Below are 25,895 nucleotides of genomic sequence, written 5' to 3'. Positions count from 1 at the left end.
AGCTAATTGTTTAGTTCGCTTTTAAATATGGATATGAAAATATTGACAATAATACTAAAATTGGTATAATTTAAATGTATCGACCATCGATATAGCGTAAACTGATATAGGGAGGGATCATTTTGAAAAAAAGATTTTTAACTGCATCATTAGCAATTATTTTAACAACTTCTACGGTTATTCCTGCAACCATGCAAGAAGTACGTGCTGCAAATGAAACAAATATCGTCATAGCACAAGAGGAACATCTTTCAGCGCAAGAATTTCTAAATTTAGCAGTAACAGCTTTAACATTCCAGCACGGCTCTGATTCAATGCGTCAACAAATTAAGGATCAATGGGTAAAGGCTGGGGAGATTACAGATTTAAGCTCTTCTATTAAACGTGATCAAGCAGCTCGGATTTTAGTAAGAGCTGTCGATAAAGAAGAAAAAGAAACGTCACTGGAAGAGTATTTAGAAAAAGCCAATAAGCTTGGTTTCTTTAATGGAGTAACATCAAGCACAGATTTTATTACGAAACAAGATGTTGCTAAACTTCTTAACAATGTTAAAAATATAAAAAATGGTTCCAATAATGAAGGGGTAAAAGAAATTTCCGTCGAAGATTTCATGAAAAATCCAGGGAATTTTGGCTACGAGCTTTCCCCTGATGGTAATTATATTACATTTGCCTCTGCATGGGAAAACCGCTCGAATGTATTCGTGAAAAAAATGAATGATGATAGTGAGCCAGTTCGTGTCTCAGGATCTAAAGATCGAGATATCGCAGGTTTTTTCTGGAAGGATGATGCTTTACTTTATTTGAAAGATAAAGGTGGAGATGAAAACTTCCATATTTATTCTACAACATTTAACGGCTCTGAGGAAAAAGATTTAACGCCATATCCTAACGTGACAGTAGGAGTATTGGACAGCCTACAGGGTGTGAAAGATGAAATTCTTATTATGATGAATAAAGAGGATGCGACCGTTTTTGATGTGTACAAGCTGAATATAAAAACGGGTGAAATGACTCACGTTGCCAAAAACCCAGGCAATATTACAACTTGGTTGGCAGATCGTAATGGCGATGTACGTATAGCTGTTGCTACTGATGGAGTGGAAGGAGCTATCCTTTATCGAGACTCAGAAAAGGATGAATTCAGACCATTTATTGAAATGGGAGCTGGGGATGAAGTACGACCACTATCCTTCTCAAAGGACAATAAATTTATATACGCTACTTCGAATAAAGGCCGAGACAAAGTAGAAGTGGTGAAGTATGATTTACAGGGTAATGAAGAAGTAATAATGTCCAATGATGAAGTGGATGTTTCAGGTGTAATGTATAGTGCTGAACAAGATAAATTATTGTATGGCGCTTATGCTACGGATAAAATTCATTATCAATTCTTTGATCAAGACTTTGAAAAGTTATTCCGTAAAATTCAAAACAAACTTGGTGTTCATGAAAGCGAATTTGGTATAAATGACTACAATAAAGAGATGACAAAATTTATTGTGAGTGTCTCGAGTGACACTGTCTATGGAAAATATTATTACTATGATTCAACAACAGATGAATTAACAGAATTAGCGACATTAAGTCCTTGGTTAAAAGCTGAAGAACTTGCCGAAATGCATCCTATTTCTTATAAGAGTCGTGATGGGTTAATCATAAATGGCTATTTAACTTTGCCGAAAAATAAAGAGGCTAAAAATCTTCCTCTTATCGTAAATCCGCACGGTGGACCATGGGCCCGTGACATGTGGGGCTTCAATCCAGAAGTACAGTTATTAGCAAACCGTGGCTATGCAGTGCTACAAGTAAACTTCCGTTCTTCGACTGGATATGGGAAGGAGTTTCTTCAAGCCGGTAATAAGCAATGGGGTCTAAAAATTCAAGATGATATTACAGATGGTGTCCAATGGGCGATTGACCAAGGCATCGCCGATCCTGAACGAATCGGTATTTACGGTGCATCATTTGGTGGTTATGCAACATTAGCTGGTATTACGTATACACCAGATTTATATGCAGCAGCAGTTGATTATGTAGGAGTGTCTAACATTTTTACATTATTAGATACAATTCCACCATACTGGGAAACTATGCGCGACTTGTTTTATGAACGAGTAGGTCATCCAGAGAAAGATAAAGAATTATTAACAGCTGCTTCTCCTGTCTTCCATGCTGATAAAATTAAAACACCTTTATTTGTTGCGCAAGGTGCAAATGATCCACGTGTCAACAAAGCAGAATCCGATCAAATCGTAGAGGCTTTACGTGCTAGAGGTGTAGACGTAGAGTATATGTTAAAGGATAATGAAGGACATGGCTTCGCGAATGAAGAAAACAGAATCGAGTTCTATAATGCCATGGTGAAATTCCTCGATCAACATTTAAAATAACATAATAGCCAAAAGGCATTGATGTGCTTGTCATTCGCACTCAATGCCTTTAATTTTTTATAAGTAGGTAGATAGTGTTAGTCTTCTTACGGTCGTATGAAGAAATACAATGAGCTAACTCAAAAAGATTCTATTCCTACAACAAAAGCAATCAACGAGTAAAAGCACTTCGTTTATAATGGAGCCAGGAGGTGCGATCAATGATTGTTCAATTTTTTAGTCGGGCGAATTGTCCATTATGTGTGGAGGGCTTGCATACATTAAAGCTTGTACAGGAAGATATAGCATTCGATATTGAGATCATGGATATCGAAGAGGATGATAGCGTTCATGAAAAATATATGTTAATGATTCCGGTAGTAGAAAAAGATGGTGTCGTCATCCAATATGGCAATCTGGATTATGCCACATTAATGGAGCGATTAGGAAGCTAAGTTGCATGCTTTAAAAAGTTATTAACGGTAAAAATCGCTCTATTATTAGCTGTAATTCACACAATTCACAAATTGTTCAATGAAAGCGGTTTGAATTTGAACAGTTTGTGAAGACCTTCACATTAAGCTTTCATTTTATAAAAATCAGAGTAGAATAGGTATCAAGTAAGAAGTTGTTATAAAACAGTTTATCAAAAGTATCACAAATTCAAGTGATTGTTATATTACAAAAAAATGATGTGAAGGAGATTTTACAATGTGGGTTATTACAGTATTTGAAAAAAAGGATGTTCGTATTTTTGAATTTACAAATAAAAATGAAGCAACTAAAGCTTTAGAAGGATTCAAGAAAAACGCAATTTTATCTTTCACAAAATAAATAAATCAATGTCTCGTAGCTATTTACACTGCTATGGGGCTTTTTTTTTAATCCAAATCTATACAATTACTTGCGCTTTCCAATCATGCATATTATAATGAAATCATAAGTGGGACACAAAATAATATGGTGGGATAAAAATAGACCCACTTCTATTAAAAAGGGAGTAGATAAATATGTTAACTATTCCAGAGGCACAGCAAAGGCTACTTCCTGAAATGTATCCGCTTCTGCAATCTAGATATCGAATTTTGCAAACCGTTCAACTCATGCAACCTATCGGACGTCGAACACTCGCAGATTCATTAAAAATGACAGAAAGAGAAATTCGTAAAGAAACTGACATTTTACGTGAACAAGGGTTATTAGATTCACAAAAGTCGGGTATGGTATGTACAGATGATGGTGAAGTAGTTATTGAAAAATTAAGAGCCATCGTTTATGAATGGTCTGGTCTAACCCAACTTGCAAAATTGCTTGAAAATCATTTTGGCATACAACGTGTCGTTGTTGTTCCAGGTGATTACAATGAAGACAATACAATCCTAACCTTGCTTGGCAGAGAAGCAGCTTTGCAATTTATGTCCACTGCTTTCGATGAGCAGGTAGTAGCGGTCACGGGTGGAAAGTCCGTAGCCTCTCTTGCACAATTTTTACATCCATTAGATGTGGAAAAAGACATTACCTTTGTTGCTGCACGTGGTGGAATTGGTCATGAAATGCAAATGCAAGCCAATACGCTTGTTGCAACGTTTGCCATGCAGATGGAGGCACAGTACCGTACATTATTTTTACCTGAGCATTTAAGTGAGCAAGCATATCAAGCCATGTTAACAGAGCCGATGGTAACTGAAATGATGGCATTTTATGAGCGTGCAGATTGTGTCATCCATGGAATTGGGTCGGCAGAGGAAATGGCGATTCGACGCAATTCATCTCTTGAGGATTTGCGCATTCTTGAGGAGAAGGGCGCGGTAAGTGAAGCTTTTGGCTATTACTTTAATGCCGAAGGAGAAATCGTACATCGTATACGCACGATTGGTATTCAGCTTGAGCAGGTAAAAAATAGTCAGCAAGTTATTGCCGTTGCAGCAGGAAAGCAAAAGGTCAATGCGATGCTATCTTATTTTAAAGTTGCACCAAAGCAAACTATATTTATCACTGATGAAGCAGCTGCAAAAGCAATTGCTGCTACTTTATCTTCTGACAACAGCCATCTTGAATGATGGATGTGAGTATTACCATGTCACTCGATCTCAAAAAGTGTTGAAGCACTTTTTGAATGAGCATAAAAGCAAGTTTAATGTCTCTATTTCAACGGAGACAGACATTACAACACATTATTGGAGGAATTAACAATGGCATTAAAATTAGCGATTAATGGATTTGGACGTATTGGACGTTTAGTATTTCGTGAGGCAATGAAGCAAAGTGAATTTGAAGTAGTAGCCGTAAACGACTTAACAGATGCAGGTCAGCTTGCACACTTATTGAAATATGATTCAGTCCACGGTATCTATGATGCTGAAGTCAATGCAGATGAAGATTCTTTCGTAGTGAATGGACAACGTATAAAAGTATATGCTGAAAAAGATCCTTCACAATTACCATGGGGTGAATTAGGAGTAGACGTAGTTCTTGAATGTACTGGTCACTTCCGTTCAGTGGAGGAAGTAGGTAAGCATATTGAAGCAGGAGCTAAAAAAGCAATCCTTTCTGCACCAGCAAAAGGAGCGATGCCTACATTTGTAATGGGTGTCAACCACACAGACTATAACCCTGCAACTGATGATGTTATCTCAAATGCTTCTTGTACAACAAACTGTCTTGCGCCTGTAGCGAAAGTGCTAGATGAGAAATTTGGCATTGAACGCGGTATGATGACAACAATTCACTCTTATACAAACGATCAACGAATCTTAGACTTCCCACACTCTGACCCACGTCGTGCACGTGCAGGTGCGGTATCTATGATTCCAACAACAACTGGTGCAGCAGTAGCGGTATCTAAAGTATTACCACAATTAAAAGGTAAATTGGATGGCTTCTCTATGCGAGTACCAACACCTAACGTATCATGTGTAGACTTAGTACTAGAATTAAAGGCAGATGTAACGAAAGAAACAATTAATGCGGTATTAAAAGAAGCTTCTGAAAATGAATTAAAAGGCATTTTAGACTACAATGAACTACCATTAGTTTCTATTGATTATAACGGTAACCACCATTCTTCTACTGTTGATGGTCTTTCAACAATGGTATTAGAAAACAAAATGGTGAAGGTTCTAGCTTGGTACGACAACGAAATTGGTTACTCTACTCGTTTAATGGACTTAGCTTTATACATTGCTGAACAAGGGTTAAACAATAAATAAGTATCATATTTCGACATTTTGAGTAAAAAGTGTGACATAATACTGCTTTTTATGCACAAAAAGTATAGCCTTTATAATATCGAATAGATATAATATACAAGGGTAAAAGGAGTAAGGGATTTTACCCTTACTCCTTTTTTATCTAGATTCAGCAGAAAACGTCCACCTCTATAGGTGGTGAGATGAATACACAAATTGCTCTCTTTGATTCAGTGGTGTCCAAACACCGACTGAATCAAGGTAAAAGCCCCAGCGGATGTCACAGATTTTGAAGAGGAGCTTTTCGAGCAAGCTCGAAAAAAATCTGGACGCAATTACGCTGAGACGTAATTGATACATGGTGATTGCAAGACATAGCAAGTAACTTTTGCTACTATAAAAACAAGTATTAGGGTTCATTATCAAATGTTGGAGAATCACAAACACTCTAGATGATATCCTAAAAAAGTACCAAAGTGCCTTTTCAATTTAGTAAGCATGGTGTGGAGCCAAGTTGGGTAAAACACAAGGATGTAAGACTAAAATAAACTTTGAAGGGAGTTTCTTCATGTTAAATAAGAAGACAATGAAAGATATTGATGTAAAAGGTAAACGCGTTTTTGTGCGTGTTGATTTTAATGTTCCAATGGCGGATGGTGTCATTACAGATGATACGCGTATTCGTGCAGCTATTCCGACAATTGAATACTTAGTAGAGCAAGGTGCAAAAGTTATTTTAGCTTCTCACTTAGGTCGTCCAAAAGGTGAAGTAAAAGAAGATATGCGCTTAACAGCAGTTGGCATTCGTTTAGCAGAGTTAATGAGTAAACCTGTTACGAAGCTAGATGAATCCATCGGGGAAGTGGTAGAAGAAGCTGTTGCGAACATGCAAGAAGGGGACATTCTACTTCTTGAAAACGTTCGTTTCCATGCAGGTGAAGAGAAAAATGATTCAGCCTTAGCACAGCAGTTTGCGCAGCTAGCTGATATTTATGTCAATGATGCATTCGGTGCAGCTCACCGTGCACATGCTTCTACAGAAGGAATCGCTAAGCACATTCCCGCAGTATCAGGTTTCTTGATGCAAACGGAATTAGATGTACTTGGCAAAGCGCTATCGAATCCTGAACATCCATTTACAGCGATTATCGGTGGTGCCAAAGTTAAAGATAAAATTGGTGTTATTGAAAGTTTATTAGAAAAAGTAGACCACTTAATTATCGGTGGTGGTTTATCATTCACGTTCATCAAGGCACAAGGCTACGATATTGGAAAATCTTTGTTAGAAGAAGATAAAATTGAGCTAGCAAAATCATTTATTGAAAAAGCGAAAGCAAAAGGCGTGCAATTACATATGCCAATTGATGCGGTAGTGGCAAATGAATTTTCACAAGATGCGGAAACAAAAGTAGTGGATGTAGACGCTATTCCAGCCGATTGGATGGGCTTAGATATTGGACCAAAAACAGCTGCTAACTATGCAGAAGTCATTAAAAATTCTAAATTAATCATTTGGAATGGACCTATGGGTGTCTTTGAAATGGATAAATTTGCAAATGGTACAAAAACGGTGGCTGAAGCAATGGCAACAACATCAGGGTATACAGTAATCGGTGGTGGTGACTCTGCAGCAGCAGTTGAAAAATTTGAAGTAGCCAATAAAATGGATCACATTTCTACAGGTGGTGGTGCTTCACTAGAGCTAATGGAAGGTAAAGAGCTTCCAGGGATTGTTGCACTAAACGATAAATAAGCCAAATAAAAAATCGGAGGCAAGACGATGCGTAAACCAATTATTGCAGGTAACTGGAAAATGTTTAAGACATTTGAGGAAGCTATTCAGTTTGTAGATGCCGTACAGGATAAACTTCCTTCCAATGATAAAGTAGACGCTGTAATTTGCGCACCAGCACTTTACCTACCTACACTTGTGCAGGTTGCTAGTGAATCAGAGTTAGCCATTGGTGCACAAACAATGCATTATGAAAATGAAGGTGCCTTTACTGGCGAGATTAGTCCTGCACAGCTAGCAAGTGTGGAAGTGGACTATGTCATATTAGGACACTCAGAACGTCGCGAGTACTACAATGAAACAGATGATGCTATTAATAAAAAAGTAGCAGCAGCACTTGCACATAATATCGTACCGATTATTTGCTGTGGTGAAACGCTAGAGGAACGTGAAGCGGGAACGACAGAGCATAAGGTTGCGGGTCAAATTAAAGCGGCACTTGCTGGATTTGAAGCACAGCAAGTAGAGCATATGGTCATTGCCTATGAACCAATTTGGGCGATAGGTACGGGTAAAACGGCTACAGCAGATGATGCCAATCAAGTATGCGGAGCGATTCGTTCTGTCATTGAGGAACTATATGGTACTGAAACGGCCAATGCTGTTCGAATCCAATATGGTGGTAGCGTGAAACCTGACAACATTCATGAGCTTTTAACAAAAGAACATATTGATGGCGCATTAGTAGGCGGAGCAAGTTTACAACCAGAATCTTATTTAACATTAGTGGAGGCGGCAGCAAATGCCTAAAAAGCCAGTAGCATTAATTATTTTAGATGGCTTTGCATTTCGGGATGAAACATTCGGAAATGCAGTAGCACAGGCCAAAAAGCCAAATTTTGAGCGCTATTGGAGCCAATTCCCTCACGCCACATTAACAGCATCTGGAGAAGCCGTTGGGTTACCAGAGGGGCAAATGGGTAATTCTGAGGTGGGGCACTTAAATATTGGTGCTGGCCGTATTGTGTATCAAAGCTTAACACGCCTAAATAAATCGATTCGTGAAGGAGATTTCTTTACGAATCAAGCATTTTTAGATGCGGTGGCACATGTAAAAGCTCATCAGTCAAAGTTGCATTTTATAGGCTTACTATCAGATGGTGGTGTTCATAGTCATTATCAGCATATGTTTGCGCTATTAAAGCTTGCAAAGCAACAAGGTTTAGCGGACGTTTTCGTTCATGGCTTCTTAGATGGTCGCGATGTTGGACCAACAACAGCATTAGACTATATTGAAGAAACAGAACAACAAATGGCCGAAATTGGAGTAGGTCAATTTGCTTCTATTCATGGACGTTACTATGCAATGGATCGTGATAAGCGATGGGATCGTGTCGCTCTTACTTATAACGTACTTGTAGATGGTGTCGGTCAAACAGCTGAAAGTGCAAAAAGTGGTGTAGCAGCATCCTATGAACGTGAAGTAACAGATGAATTTGTCATTCCATTCAGCATACAAGAGCATGGAGAGCCAGTTGCAACAATTGGCGATAACGATGCAGTCATTTTCTTTAATTTCCGTCCTGACCGTGCTATACAGCTATCAAAAGCGTTCACGAATGAAGGATTTGATGGGTTTGCTGTATCTACAAAACAGCCAAAAAATTTAAAATTTGTTTCTTTCACTCATTATAGTGATGAGGTCAATGCACAGATTGCTTATGAAAATGACAACTTGAAAAATACAATCGGTGAAGTGTTAGCGACGAACGGTAAAACACAGTTACGCATTGCCGAAACAGAAAAATATCCACACGTTACATTCTTTATGAGCGGTGGGCGTGAGGAAAAATTCCTAGGTGAGGAACGTATTTTAATTGCATCTCCAAAGGTTGCCACTTACGATTTAAAACCTGAAATGTCTGCCTATGAGGTGACAGAAGCCTTACTTGCAGAAATTGAGGCTGAAAAATTTGATGGTATTATTCTTAACTTTGCCAACCCTGATATGGTTGGTCATAGTGGAATGCTTGAACCAACCATTAAAGCCATTGAAGTAGTAGATGAATGCTTAGGGAAAGTAGTAGATGCGCTCCTAGCAAAAGGTGGCGCAGCTATTATTACAGCTGACCATGGGAACTCTGATGAAGTAGTAACGTTAGCTGGGGAGCCAATGACAGCTCATACAACAAATCCTGTTCCAGTAATTGTGACAAAACCAAATGTTGTTTTACGAAATGGTGGCATTTTAGCCGATTTGGCGCCAACCATGTTAGAATTATTAGAGGTGTCACAGCCTACTGAAATGACAGGTCAATCATTAATTGAAAAAGAGGAGAATTAATTATGCCATTTATTACACAAGTTTATGCGCGCGAAGTTTTAGATTCACGTGGGAACCCAACAGTAGAGGTTGAAGTATTTACAGAATCAGGCGCTTTCGGACGCTCAATCGTACCATCAGGTGCATCAACAGGTGAATACGAAGCTGTAGAATTACGCGATGGTGACAATTCTCGTTACCTAGGCAAAGGTGTATTAAAAGCAGTTGAAAATGTCAACACAATTATTGCCGAAGAATTAGAAGGTAACTATTCAGTTCTTGACCAAGTTGTCATTGACAAAGCTTTAATTGAGCTTGACGGCACAGAAAATAAAGGCAAGTTAGGTGCCAATGCAATTCTGGGTGTATCCATGGCAGTTGCACATGCTGCGGCAGATTATTTAGATGTACCTCTTTATCAATATCTTGGTGGGTTTAATTCTAAACAATTACCAGTACCAATGATGAACATTTTAAATGGTGGAGCACACGCAGATAATAATGTAGACATTCAAGAATTTATGGTGATGCCTGTTGGTGCAGAATCTTTCCGCCATGCACTACGTATTGGTGCTGAAATTTTCCACAACTTAAAGGCAGTCCTTAAAGCTAAAGGCTATAACACTGCAGTAGGTGACGAAGGTGGTTTCGCACCAAATCTTGGCTCTAACGAAGAAGCAATCACTGTCATCTTAGAAGCAATTGAAAAAGCTGGCTATAAACCAGGTGAAGAAGTTAGACTGGCAATGGACGTAGCATCATCAGAACTATTCAACAAAGAAGATGGCAAATATCACTTAGATGGTGAAGGTGTTGTGAAAACTTCTGAAGAGATGGTTGATTGGTACGAAGAGTTAACAAACAAATACCCAATCATTTCAATTGAAGACGGCTTAGATGAAAATGACTGGGCTGGACACAAACTATTAACAGATCGTATTGGTGGTCGCGTACAATTAGTAGGTGATGACCTATTTGTTACAAATACCAAAAAATTAGCTGCAGGTATTGAGCAAGGTGTAGGAAATTCAATCCTTATCAAAGTGAACCAAATCGGTACATTAACAGAAACGTTTGAAGCGATCGAAATGGCGAAACGTGCAGGTTACACAGCGGTTATCTCTCACCGTTCTGGTGAATCAGAAGATGCAACAATTGCTGATATCGCAGTAGCAACAAATGCAGGTCAAATTAAAACTGGTGCTCCATCACGTACAGACCGTGTGGCAAAATACAACCAACTTCTTCGCATCGAAGATCAACTTGGTTCAACAGCTGAGTATCTTGGTTTAAAATCATTCTATAACTTAAAATAAGCATTTGTTTTAAGCAAAAATGCTTTGAATTTAGTAATACACGACCTTTTTATGCAATTCGAACTTTGTTGTACATTTAGGTGAATTTAGCAATACAACTGTATTGTTACAACCTCTGATTTATAAGTGTGATAAACACTTGTAGATTGGAGGTTTTTTCGTGCTTATTAAAGATTTGTTGAAAGAATTTACATTGGAATTACAGATTAAAAATTATTCAATCAGAACAACAGAAACTTATAACTCAATACATCTCATTTCATTCAATATCTGGATGAGTTTCATGAGGTGAGTGAAATTGAAGACGTTTCTACAGTTCATGTAAAAAAACGTTATGTACCTAGCAAAACGCTAGATACTTTGCGTAAGCAATGTTTACGCATTGAGGTATGTAATCAAAAGTTACACACCTACTACGAACAATGTTCGTATACCTGCTATATACAATGTATATGACAGGTCATAATCTTGAAACATAATACTAATACGAGACAAGATTTTAACCAAATCAGAAATGATTAGGTTGATTTTAACCAACGCAAAATTGCGCTCGTTAACCAACTCAAAGTTGAGGCGGTTAAATATATATTCATTGAACCCAGTTTCTATATTCTGTTATTATTAAACAAATTACAAAAAATAAACCAAATTACATATTGAATACAAATTATAAGTGAGGTTTGATAATATGCAGAGAAAAACAAAGGCGACTATCGTCATCATTGTAATAATGGGTATTTTTGGTGGAATTTTTGGTTACTTCAAATTCACCGAACAAGTGGAGAAACCTGTTCTTGAAGAAGCAATAGGAAAAACAATTGTTGTTGAAAGTGACGGAGAAATTATTGAAAGTAAAACGAAAGAAGAGATACTTTATCCTGACAACTTAATAGAAAGCAAAGTGAGCGAAGCCATTCACAGCATGTCTCACCAAAAGGTTCAATCTGGTGCCCAATGGGGTCATGAGCAAATAACACAAGAAAAAGTTGAACGATTGTTGGCTGTATGTAAAATGAACGATTATGAACATAACGACATTTACATTCCAATATTGGAAAGATGGTCGAAAGGTGATTTTTCAAACGCTGTAGAAGATCATAACGCAATTTGGATAATGCAACAAAACGGAAATGAAGATGCTCCAGGAAGAGCAAGTCGTTTGTCGACTCCAGAGGAAGAAGGATATTATATAAAAGAATATTTCAGCGGAAATAAACCTGACAATCAAAATGAAACATTCGGTGGCGCTCAGAGATGAGCGCTATTTTTCTATTTGTCAGCCATTTACCAGTCTGTTATCATAATGTTAATTACATAAAACCATCCAATTACTAAGATACAAAAAAATATCGGCGGAGGTTTTATATATGACGGACGAAGTAAAACGGCTAACGGATAAAGAATTACATCACTTCAACAGCTGAGTATCTTGGTTTAAAATCATTCTATAACTTAAAATAAGCGACTGATTAGTAGCTACAAATATCGTCCCAAAAGTTAAATATACTTTTGGGGCGATTTTTTATTGGTGTAATAATTGTGATAAATGTTGTCATGAAAAAATGAATAAAGCATCCCTTGGTTTAAATGATTATAATAATATGTAATTAAGAAAGTATCGAAAGGGAAAATACTATGGAGAAAAATATTGAGGTTTTTGCTGGAACAGATCGTCTTCTATTAAGAAAATTTCAGGCGGATGATATAGAGAGCTTTTATGTATATCGGGCTGATCCTGAAATTGCTAAATATCAATCGTGGGAGAATTATCAATATCACGAAGCAAAAACGTTCGTTCATAACCAAATAAACCATGTTCCTAATCAGCCAGGGACATGGTTCCAGTTCGCCATTGCTTTGAAAGAAACCAATGAGCTTATTGGAGATTGCGCACTTCACACGCCTTTAAGTGAACCGCGTATTGTAGAAATTGGATTTACCCTTTCTCCGAAACATCAAGGGAAAGGATATGCGAGGGAAGCGGTTTGTGCGGTAATGGATTATTTATTCCATTCATTAGGGAAACATAAAGTAATTGCTTTTACGGATGTGAGAAATAACAAATCTATTGCCGTACTCGAACGTATAGGGATGAGACGCGAAGGCCATTTATTACAAAACTACATGTCAAAAGGACAATGGGTTGATGAATATCAATATTCCATTTTAGCGTCTGAATGGGAGAGTAGTAAATTTGGCTTTAAGCTTCTAGCGATACCGACGAAAGGAGAGCAGGATGACAATGGAAATTCTTGAAACAGAACGACTCAATCTACGGTTACAAACAATAGATGATGCGAACTTTATCCTTGAACTAGTGAATGATCCTTCGTGGATACAATTCATTGGTGACCGCGGTGTGAAGACCGTAGAGGGGGCGTCTAGTTATATAGAAAATGGTGCAATACGCATGTATGAGCAATTCGGATTCTGCCTATATTTAGTTGAAAAAAAAGAAGATCAAACCCCGATTGGAATTTGCGGTTTCGTAAAAAGGGAAACGTTAGAAGATGTAGATATTGGTTTCGCTTTTCTCCCTGATTATTGGGGAAAAGGATACGCCTATGAAGCAGCGTCAGCAGTATTAGCATATGGTTTAGATATACTAGGATTTAATCGAATTGTGGCCATTACAACCCAGGATAATCAAGCGTCAGCTAAATTACTCGAAAGAATAGGCTTGCAGTTTGAAAGGGTAATCCAATTTTCCAATGATTCGGAAGAACTTAGACTTTTCTCATTAAATTACGATGAAGGCAAATGAACATAAAAAAAGTCAGTCTGTAGTGAGTTAACACTTCAGACTGACCCTCCATCAGCTAATAAATGGATTATTGCTGTGCCCAATATTTATCTAAATTCTGGTCCAGATAGACCCAGCCCTTCCAGCCGATATGAATGGTATCCATTATAAAATAAGGGTCGTACTCATGGTCTGTAAAATCAACATAGTCGACTTTAGCACCCTTTAGTATTTGCGCCATCTTATCATAGTACTGTTGACGACGTTCCTTAGGATAGCCATTATAATCATACCAATAACCGTTAACTGGAATAGAGACGAATAATGGCTTAGCACCTGCATCCTTTAAAACATCCATGACTAACTGAAAATCCTTATACTCAGGAGATTCCGAATAATCTTCATGCTTTCTCATGCCCTTAAACTTTGAAAAATTAGCATTTACAAGTCGCTGATAAGCACGATTTTCAATCATATATTCATTGGAGACACGTTTCTTCCCATATGCTTCAGCATGCTTTACTTGCTGTTCAAAGGTTTGGTTAGCAACGAGCTTATCATTATTTTTTAATGGATGTCCCTTACGTGGGAATAGCGAATAATAGAGATCCTTTTTTTCTAGCAATTCCTTATGAAAGCGTCCCACTACCATAGCCATACGTCCAGTAATTGGATTTTCTTTGCCATTAGACATTTGATATTGATACATCGTTTTTAAGAGACGATCTCGCTCAACAGTATCAAATTCTAACAGACGCTCCATAGCACGTTTACGAAGATCAGCATCCATCTCATGATTAAAAGCTAAGTCATAGGCATGTAACATAGAGTAATTCGGTGAAAAATGAAATTCACCCATGCCTTTTTCCGTAAACCATTGTGGTGAGATAATAAAGACCAATTTTTTGTCCTTTAAATTTCCCTCTTGTGCAGCAAAATTTAAGAAATGAGTAAGGGATTGCATACCCCCACGCCCAATCATAAATGTCGAATATGGAGCATCTGTTGCCCGCGCATAATTATAGGGGTGAAACGGGTCAAATCGGTTTAATTCAGAGGAACCGTATAAAGGCATGGAGGTAGGTTCCTGTAACATCCGCTCCTGTAAGTAGGTTCCTTGAAAGACGAGCGGGGACATGTTTGTTTTGGCTTGCTCCACATCATCTTCTGATATCCAGGCCTTGATCCAAGCATTTGGAAAGAAGACAAAGCCAGTAAATAGAGCAAAGGCAATAAATAGTGAAAGAAAGCCCTTTTTCATCATTGTCTTTCAGCTAATTTCCCTGCAATACGATTTGGCGTGTTCCATTCTTCCCGATCAAAATCAGTAATAGGTACAGAAATATCAAAACGATTTTCAATTTCTACTAATAAATTAATTGTACCGAAAGAATCGAGAAGACCTTCCTCGAATAAATCGATATCCGGGTTTTCTACAATAATTTCATCTTCACATAACTCGACTAACATTTCTAAAACTTGTTGTTTATCCATTAATAATTCTCCTTTATTGAACAGGCTTTATCTGTAGAAAGCCCTTGGTTAAAATAATTTTCCAGAAAAAATATAGAAGCCAAAACAAACGGCATTAAAAGTGATGAATACGCCTATGGCATGTGTCCATTTATTTTTGGGCCAAAGCTTATGCTTTTTGTTCCAGCGTTCGAATTTATCAAAACTAATAATTAATAAGGCATGATAGAGGCCGTAAACTACAAAGTGCCATTCTAAACCGTGCCAAATACCCATTAAAAAGAACAGTAAAAAGAAACCTATATAGGAAATGGTGAATTTATTTTTCAGCCATTTTTTCTTCGTCATCCAAAGCACAAAGCGCATATAGACATAATCTCTAAACCAGAAAGAGAGACTCATATGCCAACGGTTCCAAAAATCTTTAATATTGCGACTGGCGAATGGACGGTTAAAGTTAATGGGTGTCTGAATCCCCATTATCCGGCTCACACCGACAGCAAATGCACTATAGCCTGCAAAATCAAAGAATAAGTAAAAGCTATACATGTACATATACGCCAGTTGTCCTTGGAAAGGTGTCAAATAGTTGTACGTATTGTTTGGCAAATAAATTAGTGTGTAGTTGTAAATTAAATAAGCCAAAATAAATTTATATAAAAAGCCAACAAAGATATAGTTAATGCCACTTAATAACAGCTTTTTATAGTTTTCTGAAGATGGAATTGAATGGAAATCTTTCGTAAAACGACGCCAACGATCAATAGGACCTGATGATACTGTAGGAAAGAACAGTAAAAAATACGCTAGTTCTACGATAGAGATCTTTTCCTTCATTAAACCGTCGCGTGTTTCTAAAATCATTTGTACAGCTTTAAACGTAATGTAGGACACACCTAGGAAGCCAAATAAATGATGCAAACCAAGGATAGGCAAAACCTTTACTAGTACAAGTGGTAATATCGACAAAAGCACGGCTATGACAAAAACAGTACCACTATTTTGCTGTAATCGATAGCGTTGGTAAGCCATTATAAGGACGATTTGAAAGACTGTAAACAAAATTAACGAGATCGACCCATTCAATGAGTGTCCAAAGATAAGGGCTAAGACAATCAACGAAACAAATAGATTATAGTGTTTCGCAGATTTGCTACGTAAACCTAATAGGATAGTAGGTAGCAATAATAGTCCTATAATGAGAAAGAATGCAATATTTCCATAAGGCGTCATACTGTTTCCATAACCGCCAATCCTTTACGATCAACCTTACCATTTGGATTTAACGGTAAAGCGTCCATATATTTAAATGTTTTGGGTATCATATAGGCTGGTAAATACTCTGATAACAGGGCTTTCAACTGCTTAGTCATTTTGAAAGCAGAATCCGTTAATGGCTCGCGCAAAACAATATGAGCACTTAGAGAAACAATTTCCTTATCCTTATAGACTGGTACAACTACACAGCTAGAAACAGGTGGAAGGTTACTAACTTGTTTCTCAATTTCCTCAATTTCTAAACGGTACCCATGGAGTTTAACTTGGAAATCTTTGCGACCTAAAAAGAACAAATAACCATCTTGCTCATAGCCCATATCGCCAGTTTGATAGATGCGATTACCGGCTACGGTCGGAAATGCCTTCGCTGTTAATTCGGGTGCCCCTAAATAACCTGCACTGACAGTTGGACCCGAAATAACAATTTCGCCATCTTCTAGTAAAGAAATGTTTGGGTCAGAAATAGGAGCAATCGGTAATTGCTCAAATCGTTCTATCAATGGTTTAGTTACCTTAACATAGGATACAGCGACAGTCGTTTCCGTAGGTCCGTATAAATTATAAATTGTGGCATGTGGAAAACGTTGCATGAGCTCTTTTATGACAGCTATTGGTAAAACCTCACCGCAAAATAAAAAAATATCTAATGCAGGCATGAGTTTTTGCGCCCATTCCTTGTTCATTAAACACATTTTGGCAAAGGAAGGGGTAGACGTCCAAACGCGAGTATTGGACATAGCTAAAGAATCAAATAACGCTTTCGGGTTGGCGATTTCTTGTTGTGTGATTGCGTAAAGCGTATGTCCTCCTACGAGAGCTGGGTAGAGATCCATTACAGATAAGTCAAAGGAATAAGGTGCTTGATTTAAAAACACACCTTCTTCCTGTAATGGAAAGTGTTCCTGCATCCAAGTGACGAAATGTGCTAGATTGTTGGCAGTTATTTGGACGCCCTTTGGTTGCCCAGTTGAACCAGAAGTGTAAATGATATAATGGATTTCCTCGTTCTGAACCCATCTTGTTGACGCAGGACTGGCTTGAAGGGAGGATGACTCTAAAACATCACTGACTGCTATAACAGGAATGCTCGTTAGCATTTGTAATGGTTCTGTGGTGAATAATAAACCAGCTTTCGAAGCCTCTAAAATTAACTGTAATCTTTCAGAGGGTGTTGACGAGTCAACGGGTACGTATGGATGGCCAGCCTTTACTGCACCTAAAAAGGCAGCAATCTGTAAAGGGGACATATGTCCATAAACGACAATGGGTTGCTGTCTCCGTAAATGATGCGTCATGATATAATCGGCTATACAATCCGAAAAGTGCCAAAGCTCACCATATGTTAAGGAAGCATTGTAGGTTTGATAAGCAGTTTTTTGTGGCTGTTGGATGGCCACACGTTCAATAGCTGCTAAAATACTTAACATCATTAAATCTCCTTTATTTAAAATTCCGTATATATAAATGGTCCAGCGTTCATATCATGGAAGCCATGTATAAGAAACAACAGTACCAAAACGATCAAATAAAATAACGTGAAGCCAATAAAGCGTAGATACTCATTATTTTTGATGGATTGCATTTGTCCACCTCCAATGAAAAAAGTATAGGATTAAACTTTCAAAAAATACTAATTTACTAGTTAAAAATCCTTACCTTATGTTTTTAACACTGTTTTGACGGAATGTGGAGAAAAATGTTGCTGGATTTAGGTGATTTCATTAAATCATAAGATTAATTTAAGGTAAATTTAAGGTTCCGAGGGAAAGTGCTTAAGTTTCAAACCATTGGATGGCTATTTTTATGTAAAAAGAGCGCGAACATAAGGGAATAATCTCAGCTTATGTTCGCGCCATTATTTTTATTTCACTGTATTTATAACTTTTTTAGAAACATAAAATTCAGAGCCGTTGTAGACATTAATGGTATCAAAGGTATGAGTTTTTGACGTATTCGTTGAAGTTTGTTCGTATATCATTGTGTTTTTATTGACTGGAATTTTCACTGTCACATCCGCTTTTTGTGCAATGAAAGTTGGGTTTTCTTTATCTGATAGATCTATTTTTGTTGTAAAGCCTTTCTCTGTAAATGCTTTTGTTGCAGGTACATATAAATCATCTGTCAGTGTTTTAAGGTCGAAGCCCATAAATTGCGCCATTGTATGAGCTAAATCAGTATTTTCAACTAATCCAGTTAATTTAGAAGGACCAAATGAATAAAGAAATACATCTTCCCCAGTATGACCACCTGTTGTGTAACCAATGTTCGCACGATTTGCTAGCATTTTTACCATTTCACTGCCTATATCTTTAGCAGATTTTAATGTAGACAGCTCGTCCTCTGTCAATGGATCTAATCCATAAAGAGCAGCCACCTCTATTAAATTGGAGCGGTCTTCTTTTAGTTGGCTTAATGCTCCTTCAACGGTCATTGAAGCTTTTTTCAATGGATCAATATAAGCTGAAACAGGAATGCTCGAATAGGTACTAGTTGTATTTGCGTTCCCCATTGTAATTCCGCTATTTCCATGGTCAGTTACAGCAATGACTAATGTATTACCATCTTCCTTCGCGAAATCAACTGCTTCTTTTACCGCATCATCAAACGATAAAATATCGCTAATAATACCGATTGTGTCATTGGCATGTGCCGCCCAGTCTACCTTACTACCTTCAACAAAAAGGAAGAAGCCGTCCTCATCCTTTTTCAGCGTATTGATCGCTTTATTGGTCATTTCAGCAAGTGTAGGCTCAGATTTTCTTGTTTTAGCACGATCTAAATCATAGGCCAAGGCACTTGGTGCAAAGCTTCCCCAAATTTTTGATGACTGACTATTTAATAACTCATCACGAGTTTGAACTAAATCATATTCTTTATCTTTTAAAACCTTGTTTAAATCCTCGCCGTCCTTGCGGGCATTTTTAGAAGTACCAGGTGCTAACGATTCTAAACCGCCACCTAAGACAACGTCGATATTTTGGTAAACCTGCTGTTCGGCAATATCTCCATATTGACTTCTATTGTTAACATGCGCAGAGAAACCGGCTGGCGTAGCATGTTGAATTTCAGAGGTAGAAATCAATCCAGTAGCCTTACCCTGCTGTTTTGCACCTTCTAATACATTGGCTACAGGTCTAAAAGCATCTTCTTTAGCTATTTGCACTAAACCAGGAGAATTAATCTCGGATGGTAGCACACCTATATATTTATCATTCGATTTATGCCCCGTTGCTAACGCAGTAGCGGCAGGCGCAGAATCTGTTATAGCTGATTCAGCAGAGTATGTGCGCATCGCACCCGATAAAATGCTATCCATTGCTAAGCTCTCACCTTTATACCAACGAGAGAGTGTTACAGCGTTATTACTGCTTCCATCCATCACCAGCATAATGACATTTGTCGGTTTCTTCACTTCAGCTGCTTGTACCTCTTGCTGTGGGATACTAACTGCGGATAAAGTCACTGCACTTGCTAAAAATAATGAAGTCCATTTTTTGGCGTATTTCATGATTTTCCTCCTTTAGATGAATAGTCAATTGTAAGTGTAAAGGAAGTGTGTAAAGCTACTGTTAAAAACTTGTTAATAAAATATGGTAATACTGTAAATTGGAAGGGTAAAAGTGTGGTTGGCCAACAAAAAGAGAGGGGGAGGAATCTGTGAGGAAGCCGCACAGATTCAACTAGGCATTATAAATTTTGTTGATGCATGGAACCGTCTAATGTTTCGAAATATAAACTGCCATCTTGGATGTGCAAGTTTAGCACCTCGTCTTCGAATAATACTTCCTCAGAACCGTCCTCAATATTAACTTTCGTTAAGTAGCCAGCATTGTCATAGTCACTACAATAAATTGCTTCATTATATGTCACTAAATAATAGCAGGCTGTTGCTGCAATTTGCTTGTTTTCATCTGTGGTTAAATCGTATGAATAAACTGTACTATCGTTCATGCTATTATAATAAATCACATGATCTACGGTGTTGGCATACCACATGTCATGCATAAAATCATAATCATTACTAGTAGCAGCAAAATAGTTTTCACTAATCCATAAATGATCTTGACTTAGTTTTTCATCATTGACCAAAAAATATTCGTAGGAAATCGTATAAGGCTCGGAAGGATCAACATCATTCCAAGTTGTATCAAGATGATACCAATCACCATCAACACTCACTAAATTCCACGCATGTAATTGATCTTCACTATAGCCGTAGACATACTTCGCATCAAGATCAGAGGCTATTAATAGACGGTAGGTAAGTAAGGCATAAGCCTGGCACACTGCAGTTTCTTCATTTATTAATTCAAAAACGGTTTGCCCCTCAGTAGAGCCCTGTTCTGTGTAAGTAGCTAACTGTACTACATAGTCATTAATAACTTTAGCACGATCAAAATCGCTCATGTTTTTTGTCATATGTTGATCCGCAAAAGCCTCCACATATTGATCTACCTTTTGCTCCTTCTTGGCATCTGTTAAATAATGAATGGATAATTCTACTGAATAGCCATTATCAGTTTCCCAAGCCGTCCATTCATAATTTAAAAAATAACCAGCTGTATAAGGGTCAACAAAGGTAATCAAGTTATTTAAGTCATTCAGCTGCACTTCAAAATCCTCGAAATCAAGCTTTCCTGTATAAGGAATCTCAAAGTGCTGTTCAAATTGGGCCACCTGTTTCTCCACTTTTCTCGCAAATTGTAGTAAAGCAGGATCATCCTTAAATAAAGTAGTGGAAAATAAATCGGTCGGTGAAAAAGAAGCAGATAATGCTTTGTTTTCTGGTTTTTTTACATCTGTATTCGTTTCTTCTGTTAAAGTCGTTGTTGTGACATCCTCTTCTTCTTGAAGTAGTATGTCGATTGCCTTTGAACATGCTGTAAGAAAAGGAATCATACAGCATAATAAAAGCAGTGTTATTTTTTTGTTCAAACCTTAAATCCTCCGAGGAAATATCATTTTTTCCATTATAATCTAAATGTGTAGTGGGTGATATCCACAAATAGTAGTATAAGTCGAAGTGTATGAGGCGGAAAAATTCTTACTAAACAGAAAGCTAAGTTTGTCATGGCAACCTTTTTTTGTTATAATATAGTCTGTTGTGATGTTTCAAAGTTCGGGAGGTGCAGTGAATGCATACAGTAGTATTAGTTTCATTAGTTATCGTATCATTAGCGTTAATCGTCGTGGTATTACTTCAATCTAGTAAAAGTGCAGGCTTATCAGGTGCCATCTCGGGTGGAGCTGAGCAACTATTTGGAAAGCAAAAAGCACGTGGTATGGATTTAATCCTTCACCGTGCAACAATTGTGTTAGCTATACTATTCTTTATTTTAGCAATCGCTATTACAAAAATCTAATAGTTGAAGATATTTCGCCTAACCAAATTGGTTGGGCGTTTTCTTTTATCATAACTAAATGGTAAATCCTCTCTACGGAGTAAAAGGTGACATGTAATATTATTCCCAAATGTTATGCTCTAGGCATAATCGAGAGAGCTATAATGGGTATAGTATGTATGAGTGTTTTAGGATGAAGGAGTGCTTTCAATGAACAAATCATTATCACAGCCATTTTTCTTTCAAGCAGGACCACGGGCCGTTTTATTACTACATGGCTTTACAGGCAGCTCTGCAGACGTGCGAATGCTTGGTAGATTTTTAGAGAAAAAAGGGTATACTACATTAGCACCTCACTATAAAGGTCACGGTGTGGAACCAGAAGAACTAATCACAACAGGTCCAGCAGACTGGTGGCAAGATGTCGTAGCCGCCTATAAACAGTTACAGGATGCTGGCTTTCAGGAAATTGCTGTTGCTGGCCTTTCATTAGGTGGTGTGATGGCATTAAACGTTGCATTAAATAATCCTGTTAAAGGAATTGTCACAATGTGTTCACCTATGACCATGCGTACCACAGACGTCATGTTTGAGGGTGTCTTGAAATATGCTAAAGACTATAAAAAGTTCCAGGGTAAACAAGAAGAGCAAATTGCAGCAGAAGTAGCAAGCATTGCTGAAAAAGGTATGCCGTCTCTACAAGAGTTACGTGAATTTATTGCACGTACTCGTCAAGAAATTGACATGATTTATGCCCCTATTTTTGTCGTTCAAGCTACAAATGATGAGGTTATAGAGACAGAATCTGCCAACATTATATATAATCAAACTGAGTCACTTGATAAGCATATCAAGTGGTATGAAAACTCAAAACATGTTATTACGTTAGATCAGGAAAAAGATCAATTACATGAAGACATTTATCGCTTTTTAGAAAGCTTAAATTGGGCACAATAAAATTATAAATAGGATTTTCTCATGAAGGAGGGAATATGTATGAAAGACCAAAAAGATACACTACAAAGTCGTTTACTCGATTTTTTCGGTCAAGATGATTATAAACCATTAACTGTCGGTGAAATCGAAGATGAATTCGGCTTTGAGGATGCGGAAGAATTCAAAGAGCTTGTCAAAACATTAGTACGTATGGAAGGACAAGGCTTAGTAGTTCGTTCTCGCTCCAATCGTTATGGCCTACCAGAGCGTATGAATTTACTAAGAGGTAAATTTATCGGTCATGCGAAGGGCTTCGGCTTTGTATCACCTGATGTTGAGGGCATGGATGATGTGTTCATTCCACCACATGAAATTAATGGAGCCATAAATGGAGATATCGTTCTAATTCGTGTCTTAAAAGAATCATTCGGTGATCGCCGTGAGGGGACTGTAACAAAGGTTGTTGAACGTGGTCAAACAAGCTTTGTCGGCACATTCCAGGCTAACCGTGGCTTTGGCTTTGTTGTCTTAGACGATAAAAAGCTTCCAATGGATATTTTTATTGCAAAAGGGGACACATTAGGCGCGGTTGATGGACACAAGGTTGTTGTCGAGGTGGCAACATGGCCTGAGGATTTAAAATCTGCTACAGGCTACATTACAAAAATATTAGGGCATAAAAATGATCCTGGTGTGGACATTTTATCAATTTTATATAAGCATGACATTCCACCTGAATTCCCAGATGAAGTCATCGCTGCTGCACAACGTGTGCCAGATGAAATTACAGAGGCTGATTTAGTAGGGCGTCGTGATTTACGTCATGAAACGATTGTGACGATTGATGGGGCTGACGCAAAGGACTTGGATGACGCAGTAACCGTAACAAAAAATATGGATGGTACTTATAAGCTTGGCGTACATATTGCAGACGTTAGTTACTATGTAACGCAAGGCTCTGTCATTGACATTGAAGCTTATGACCGTGCGACAAGTGTCTATTTAACAGACCGTGTCATCCCAATGATCCCACATCGTCTATCAAATGGCATTTGTTCGTTAAATCCACAGGTTGACCGTTTAACACTATCCTGTGAAATGATCATGGATGCTAATGGGAATGTTATTTCACATGAAATTTTCCAAAGTGTCATTAAAACAACAGAACGTATGACGTATAAAGATGTCTATAAAATTTTAGAGGAGCAAGATGAGGCATTAATGAAACGCTACGAGCCACTTGTTCCCATGTTTGAAAATATGGCTGAGCTATCCGGCATTTTACGTCGTAAACGTGAATCGCGAGGGGCAATTGACTTTGACTTTAAAGAGTCCAAAGTCATTGTCAATGAAGAAGGTTGGCCAGTTGATATTGAAATACGTGAACGTACTGTAGCCGAGAAATTAATTGAAGATTTCATGCTAGCTGCCAACGAAACAGTGGCAGAGCACTTCCACTGGATGAATGTACCGTTCTTATATCGTATTCACGAAGATCCAAAGCCTGAAAAGCTTCAACGCTTCTTTGAATTTGTCACGAACTTCGGTATTTTAATTAAAGGTACAGGTAATACCGTGCATCCTAAGGCATTACAGGATGTATTGAAGGCAATTGAAGGTATGCCAGAGGAGCCTGTCATTTCAACGATGCTATTACGCTCCATGCAACAGGCAAAATACTACCCTGAAAGCCTGGGTCACTTTGGTTTATCAACTGATTTTTATACACACTTTACATCACCAATTCGTCGTTACCCAGACTTAATCGTACATCGCTTAATTCGTACGTATTTAATTAATAAGGATACTTCTAGAGAAACAGTCGCACAGTGGGGGATGGCAATGGATGAAATTGCTGACCACACATCAGAACGTGAACGTCGTGCTGTTGATGCAGAACGTGATACAGATGCCCTGAAAAAGGCACAATATATGTCTGATAAGATTGGCGAAGAATTCGAAGGGATCGTTTCATCCATTACAAACTTCGGTATTTTCGTGGAACTACCAAACACAATCGAAGGACTTGTCCATATTAGCAATATGACAGATGATTATTACCGCTTCGATGATCGTCAAATGATTATGATCGGTGAACGAACAAATCGCCAATTCCGTATCGGTGATGAAGTAACAGTTCGTGTTGCCAATGTTATTATTGAAGAGTCATCCATTGACTTTGAAATCGTTGGAATGGTAACTTCATATGGACGAACACGCAAAGCAGCGCCTACTGTCATCCATGCACGTAAAAATTATAACGACAACAAAGATGGACGTAGTCGCAGAAGTACGCGCAGTGACGAGGAAAGAGGCGGACGTGGTGGCAACCATAGAGGCGGTCGCCAAGAGGAGGGAAGCGGAAGTCGTAGTAGCCAACGCGGAGAACGCCGTGAAAACGACCGTGATCCACGTGGACGCCGCAAAGATGACTCAAGCCCAGGCCCTAAAAAAGGCGTGAAGCAAAAGCAAAAGTTCTACGAAGGCATCGCCAAGAAAAACAAAAAGAAAAAATCAAAACGTAAATAAGCATGAGCGAAGGTGTCCCTTGAAAGGATGCTTTCGCTCAAGCTCAACCTTTAAGTAGAGGGTGAATAATATGGCAAAAGGTTCTGGAAAAGTATTAGCACAAAACAAAAAAGCTGGACATGATTACTTTATTGAGGACACAATCGAAGCAGGCATGGTCCTAACCGGCACAGAAATCAAATCCATCCGTGCAGGCAAGGCCCAACTAAAAGACTCCTATGTCCGAATTACCAATGGCGAAGCATGGATTAGCAACATGCATGTCAGCCCCTTCGATCAAGGAAACCGTTTTAATCACGATCCATTGCGCGCCCGCAAATTGCTACTCCACAAAAAGCAAATTGGCGAGCTAGTCGGTGCCGTAAAACGTGACGGCTACACAATTGTTCCATTGAAAATGTACATCAAAGACGGCTATGCCAAGCTATTAATCGGCGTCGGCAAAGGGAAAAAAGACTACGATAAACGTAACGACATGCGCAAAAAAGAAGCCAAGCGCGAAATGGAACGTACCTTCAAATCCAAAAATCAATCTTAATAGATTGGGAGAAAGCTCACTGCATAGCGCACTGACCTAGAAAAGTGAGACAAATAAAAACACCTTTCGTTGAAAAACGGGTATAAGCATACCAAACAATCAACGGAGGTGTTTTTCTATGGGAA

At 38.1% G+C, this 25,895-nt stretch carries 23 protein-coding genes; 16 read left to right on the top strand and 7 right to left on the bottom strand.

Features of this window, described 5'->3' with window-relative positions; genetic code table 11:
* The first annotated feature begins 122 nt into the window (after positions 1–122).
* The 12 genes from AO843_RS10535 (at position 123) to AO843_RS10485 (ending at position 13,695) form a co-directional block, all read left to right on the top strand.
* Positions 123–2,393 (top strand): S9 family peptidase, encoded by a 2,271-nt coding sequence (locus AO843_RS10535; protein ID WP_054611083.1) that lies wholly within the window; start codon positions 123–125, stop codon positions 2,391–2,393.
* 200 nt (positions 2,394–2,593) lie between these two features.
* On the top strand, positions 2,594–2,827 hold the full coding sequence (locus tag AO843_RS10530; protein WP_054611082.1) for a glutaredoxin family protein: 234 nt from the start codon (positions 2,594–2,596) through the stop codon (positions 2,825–2,827).
* 256 nt (positions 2,828–3,083) lie between these two features.
* Positions 3,084–3,206, top strand: coding sequence for a hypothetical protein (locus AO843_RS25375; RefSeq protein ID WP_255250346.1), 123 nt, complete (start codon positions 3,084–3,086; stop codon positions 3,204–3,206).
* 176 nt (positions 3,207–3,382) lie between these two features.
* Entirely contained in the window at positions 3,383–4,432 is a 1,050-nt protein-coding gene (locus AO843_RS10525; RefSeq protein WP_054611081.1) for a sugar-binding transcriptional regulator, read from the top strand.
* A 132-nt stretch (positions 4,433–4,564) separates the two neighbouring features.
* The gene (gap, locus tag AO843_RS10520) at positions 4,565–5,581 is read left to right on the top strand and encodes a type I glyceraldehyde-3-phosphate dehydrogenase (RefSeq protein WP_054611080.1); all 1,017 of its coding nucleotides are present in this window, start codon (positions 4,565–4,567) and stop codon (positions 5,579–5,581) included.
* Between the two features lie 547 nt (positions 5,582–6,128).
* On the top strand, positions 6,129–7,313 hold the full coding sequence (gene pgk / locus AO843_RS10515; protein ID WP_054611079.1) for a phosphoglycerate kinase: 1,185 nt from the start codon (positions 6,129–6,131) through the stop codon (positions 7,311–7,313).
* 27 nt (positions 7,314–7,340) lie between these two features.
* Complete coding sequence (tpiA, locus tag AO843_RS10510; RefSeq protein ID WP_054611078.1) at positions 7,341–8,102, top strand: triose-phosphate isomerase; 762 nt, start codon at positions 7,341–7,343, stop codon at positions 8,100–8,102.
* Positions 8,095–9,636, top strand: coding sequence for a 2,3-bisphosphoglycerate-independent phosphoglycerate mutase (gpmI, locus tag AO843_RS10505; RefSeq protein ID WP_054611077.1), 1,542 nt, complete (start codon positions 8,095–8,097; stop codon positions 9,634–9,636). Before tpiA ends, gpmI begins: the two co-directional genes overlap by 8 nt.
* A 2-nt stretch (positions 9,637–9,638) precedes the next feature.
* The gene (eno, locus tag AO843_RS10500) at positions 9,639–10,931 is read left to right on the top strand and encodes a phosphopyruvate hydratase (RefSeq protein WP_054611076.1); all 1,293 of its coding nucleotides are present in this window, start codon (positions 9,639–9,641) and stop codon (positions 10,929–10,931) included.
* Positions 10,932–11,619: 688 nt separating this feature from the next.
* Positions 11,620–12,189, top strand: a complete 570-nt coding sequence (locus tag AO843_RS10495; protein WP_054611075.1) for a DUF6241 domain-containing protein — start codon at positions 11,620–11,622, stop codon at positions 12,187–12,189.
* A 377-nt stretch (positions 12,190–12,566) separates the two neighbouring features.
* Positions 12,567–13,187 carry a GNAT family N-acetyltransferase gene (locus AO843_RS10490; protein ID WP_054611074.1) on the top strand — a complete coding sequence of 207 codons (621 nt, stop codon included), beginning with the start codon at positions 12,567–12,569 and terminating at the stop codon, positions 13,185–13,187.
* Complete coding sequence (locus AO843_RS10485; protein ID WP_054611189.1) at positions 13,174–13,695, top strand: GNAT family N-acetyltransferase; 522 nt, start codon at positions 13,174–13,176, stop codon at positions 13,693–13,695. Before AO843_RS10490 ends, AO843_RS10485 begins: the two co-directional genes overlap by 14 nt.
* Positions 13,696–13,762: 67 nt before the next feature.
* Here the strand turns inward: AO843_RS10485 and dltD are convergent, their stop codons facing one another.
* The 7 genes from dltD to AO843_RS10450 all read right to left on the bottom strand — a co-directional run bounded on the left by dltD (position 13,763) and on the right by AO843_RS10450 (position 21,360).
* Positions 13,763–14,935: a D-alanyl-lipoteichoic acid biosynthesis protein DltD gene (dltD, locus tag AO843_RS10480; RefSeq protein ID WP_231630118.1), complete on the bottom strand. Its 1,173-nt coding sequence runs from the start codon at positions 14,933–14,935 to the stop codon at positions 13,763–13,765.
* A complete protein-coding gene (gene dltC / locus AO843_RS10475; protein WP_054611072.1) occupies positions 14,935–15,168 on the bottom strand; it encodes a D-alanine--poly(phosphoribitol) ligase subunit 2 in 234 nt (77 codons plus the stop codon). The genes dltD and dltC overlap by 1 nt, the downstream gene beginning before the upstream one ends.
* Before the next feature lie 48 nt (positions 15,169–15,216).
* Entirely contained in the window at positions 15,217–16,380 is a 1,164-nt protein-coding gene (gene dltB, locus AO843_RS10470; RefSeq protein WP_054611071.1) for a D-alanyl-lipoteichoic acid biosynthesis protein DltB, read from the bottom strand.
* Positions 16,377–17,852 carry a D-alanine--poly(phosphoribitol) ligase subunit DltA gene (gene dltA / locus AO843_RS10465; protein WP_054611070.1) on the bottom strand — a complete coding sequence of 492 codons (1,476 nt, stop codon included), beginning with the start codon at positions 17,850–17,852 and terminating at the stop codon, positions 16,377–16,379. The genes dltB and dltA overlap by 4 nt, the downstream gene beginning before the upstream one ends.
* Positions 17,853–17,869: 17 nt before the next feature.
* Positions 17,870–18,007, bottom strand: coding sequence for a teichoic acid D-Ala incorporation-associated protein DltX (locus AO843_RS10460; RefSeq protein ID WP_004228095.1), 138 nt, complete (start codon positions 18,005–18,007; stop codon positions 17,870–17,872).
* A gap of 279 nt (positions 18,008–18,286) precedes the next feature.
* Positions 18,287–19,933, bottom strand: coding sequence for an alkaline phosphatase (locus tag AO843_RS10455; protein ID WP_054611069.1), 1,647 nt, complete (start codon positions 19,931–19,933; stop codon positions 18,287–18,289).
* A 179-nt stretch (positions 19,934–20,112) separates the two neighbouring features.
* The gene (locus tag AO843_RS10450) at positions 20,113–21,360 is read right to left on the bottom strand and encodes a transglutaminase domain-containing protein (RefSeq protein ID WP_054611068.1); all 1,248 of its coding nucleotides are present in this window, start codon (positions 21,358–21,360) and stop codon (positions 20,113–20,115) included.
* Between the two features lie 200 nt (positions 21,361–21,560).
* On the opposite strand from AO843_RS10450, the gene secG reads away from it, so the two are divergent.
* The 4 genes from secG to smpB all read left to right on the top strand — a co-directional run bounded on the left by secG (position 21,561) and on the right by smpB (position 25,770).
* Entirely contained in the window at positions 21,561–21,788 is a 228-nt protein-coding gene (gene secG / locus AO843_RS10445) for a preprotein translocase subunit SecG (protein WP_008173196.1), read from the top strand.
* 189 nt (positions 21,789–21,977) lie between these two features.
* The gene (locus AO843_RS10440) at positions 21,978–22,724 is read left to right on the top strand and encodes an alpha/beta hydrolase (RefSeq protein ID WP_054611067.1); all 747 of its coding nucleotides are present in this window, start codon (positions 21,978–21,980) and stop codon (positions 22,722–22,724) included.
* Positions 22,725–22,763: 39 nt separating this feature from the next.
* Entirely contained in the window at positions 22,764–25,232 is a 2,469-nt protein-coding gene (gene rnr, locus AO843_RS10435; RefSeq protein WP_054611066.1) for a ribonuclease R, read from the top strand.
* Positions 25,233–25,302: 70 nt separating this feature from the next.
* Positions 25,303–25,770 carry an SsrA-binding protein SmpB gene (smpB, locus tag AO843_RS10430; protein ID WP_054611065.1) on the top strand — a complete coding sequence of 156 codons (468 nt, stop codon included), beginning with the start codon at positions 25,303–25,305 and terminating at the stop codon, positions 25,768–25,770.
* Positions 25,771–25,895: the final 125 nt, after the last annotated feature.

It is taken from the genome of Lysinibacillus sp. ZYM-1, from assembly GCF_001308875.1.
Taxonomy (GTDB): Bacteria; Bacillota; Bacilli; order Bacillales_A; family Planococcaceae; genus Lysinibacillus.
This window is presented reverse-complemented; position numbering and strand designations above follow the sequence as displayed.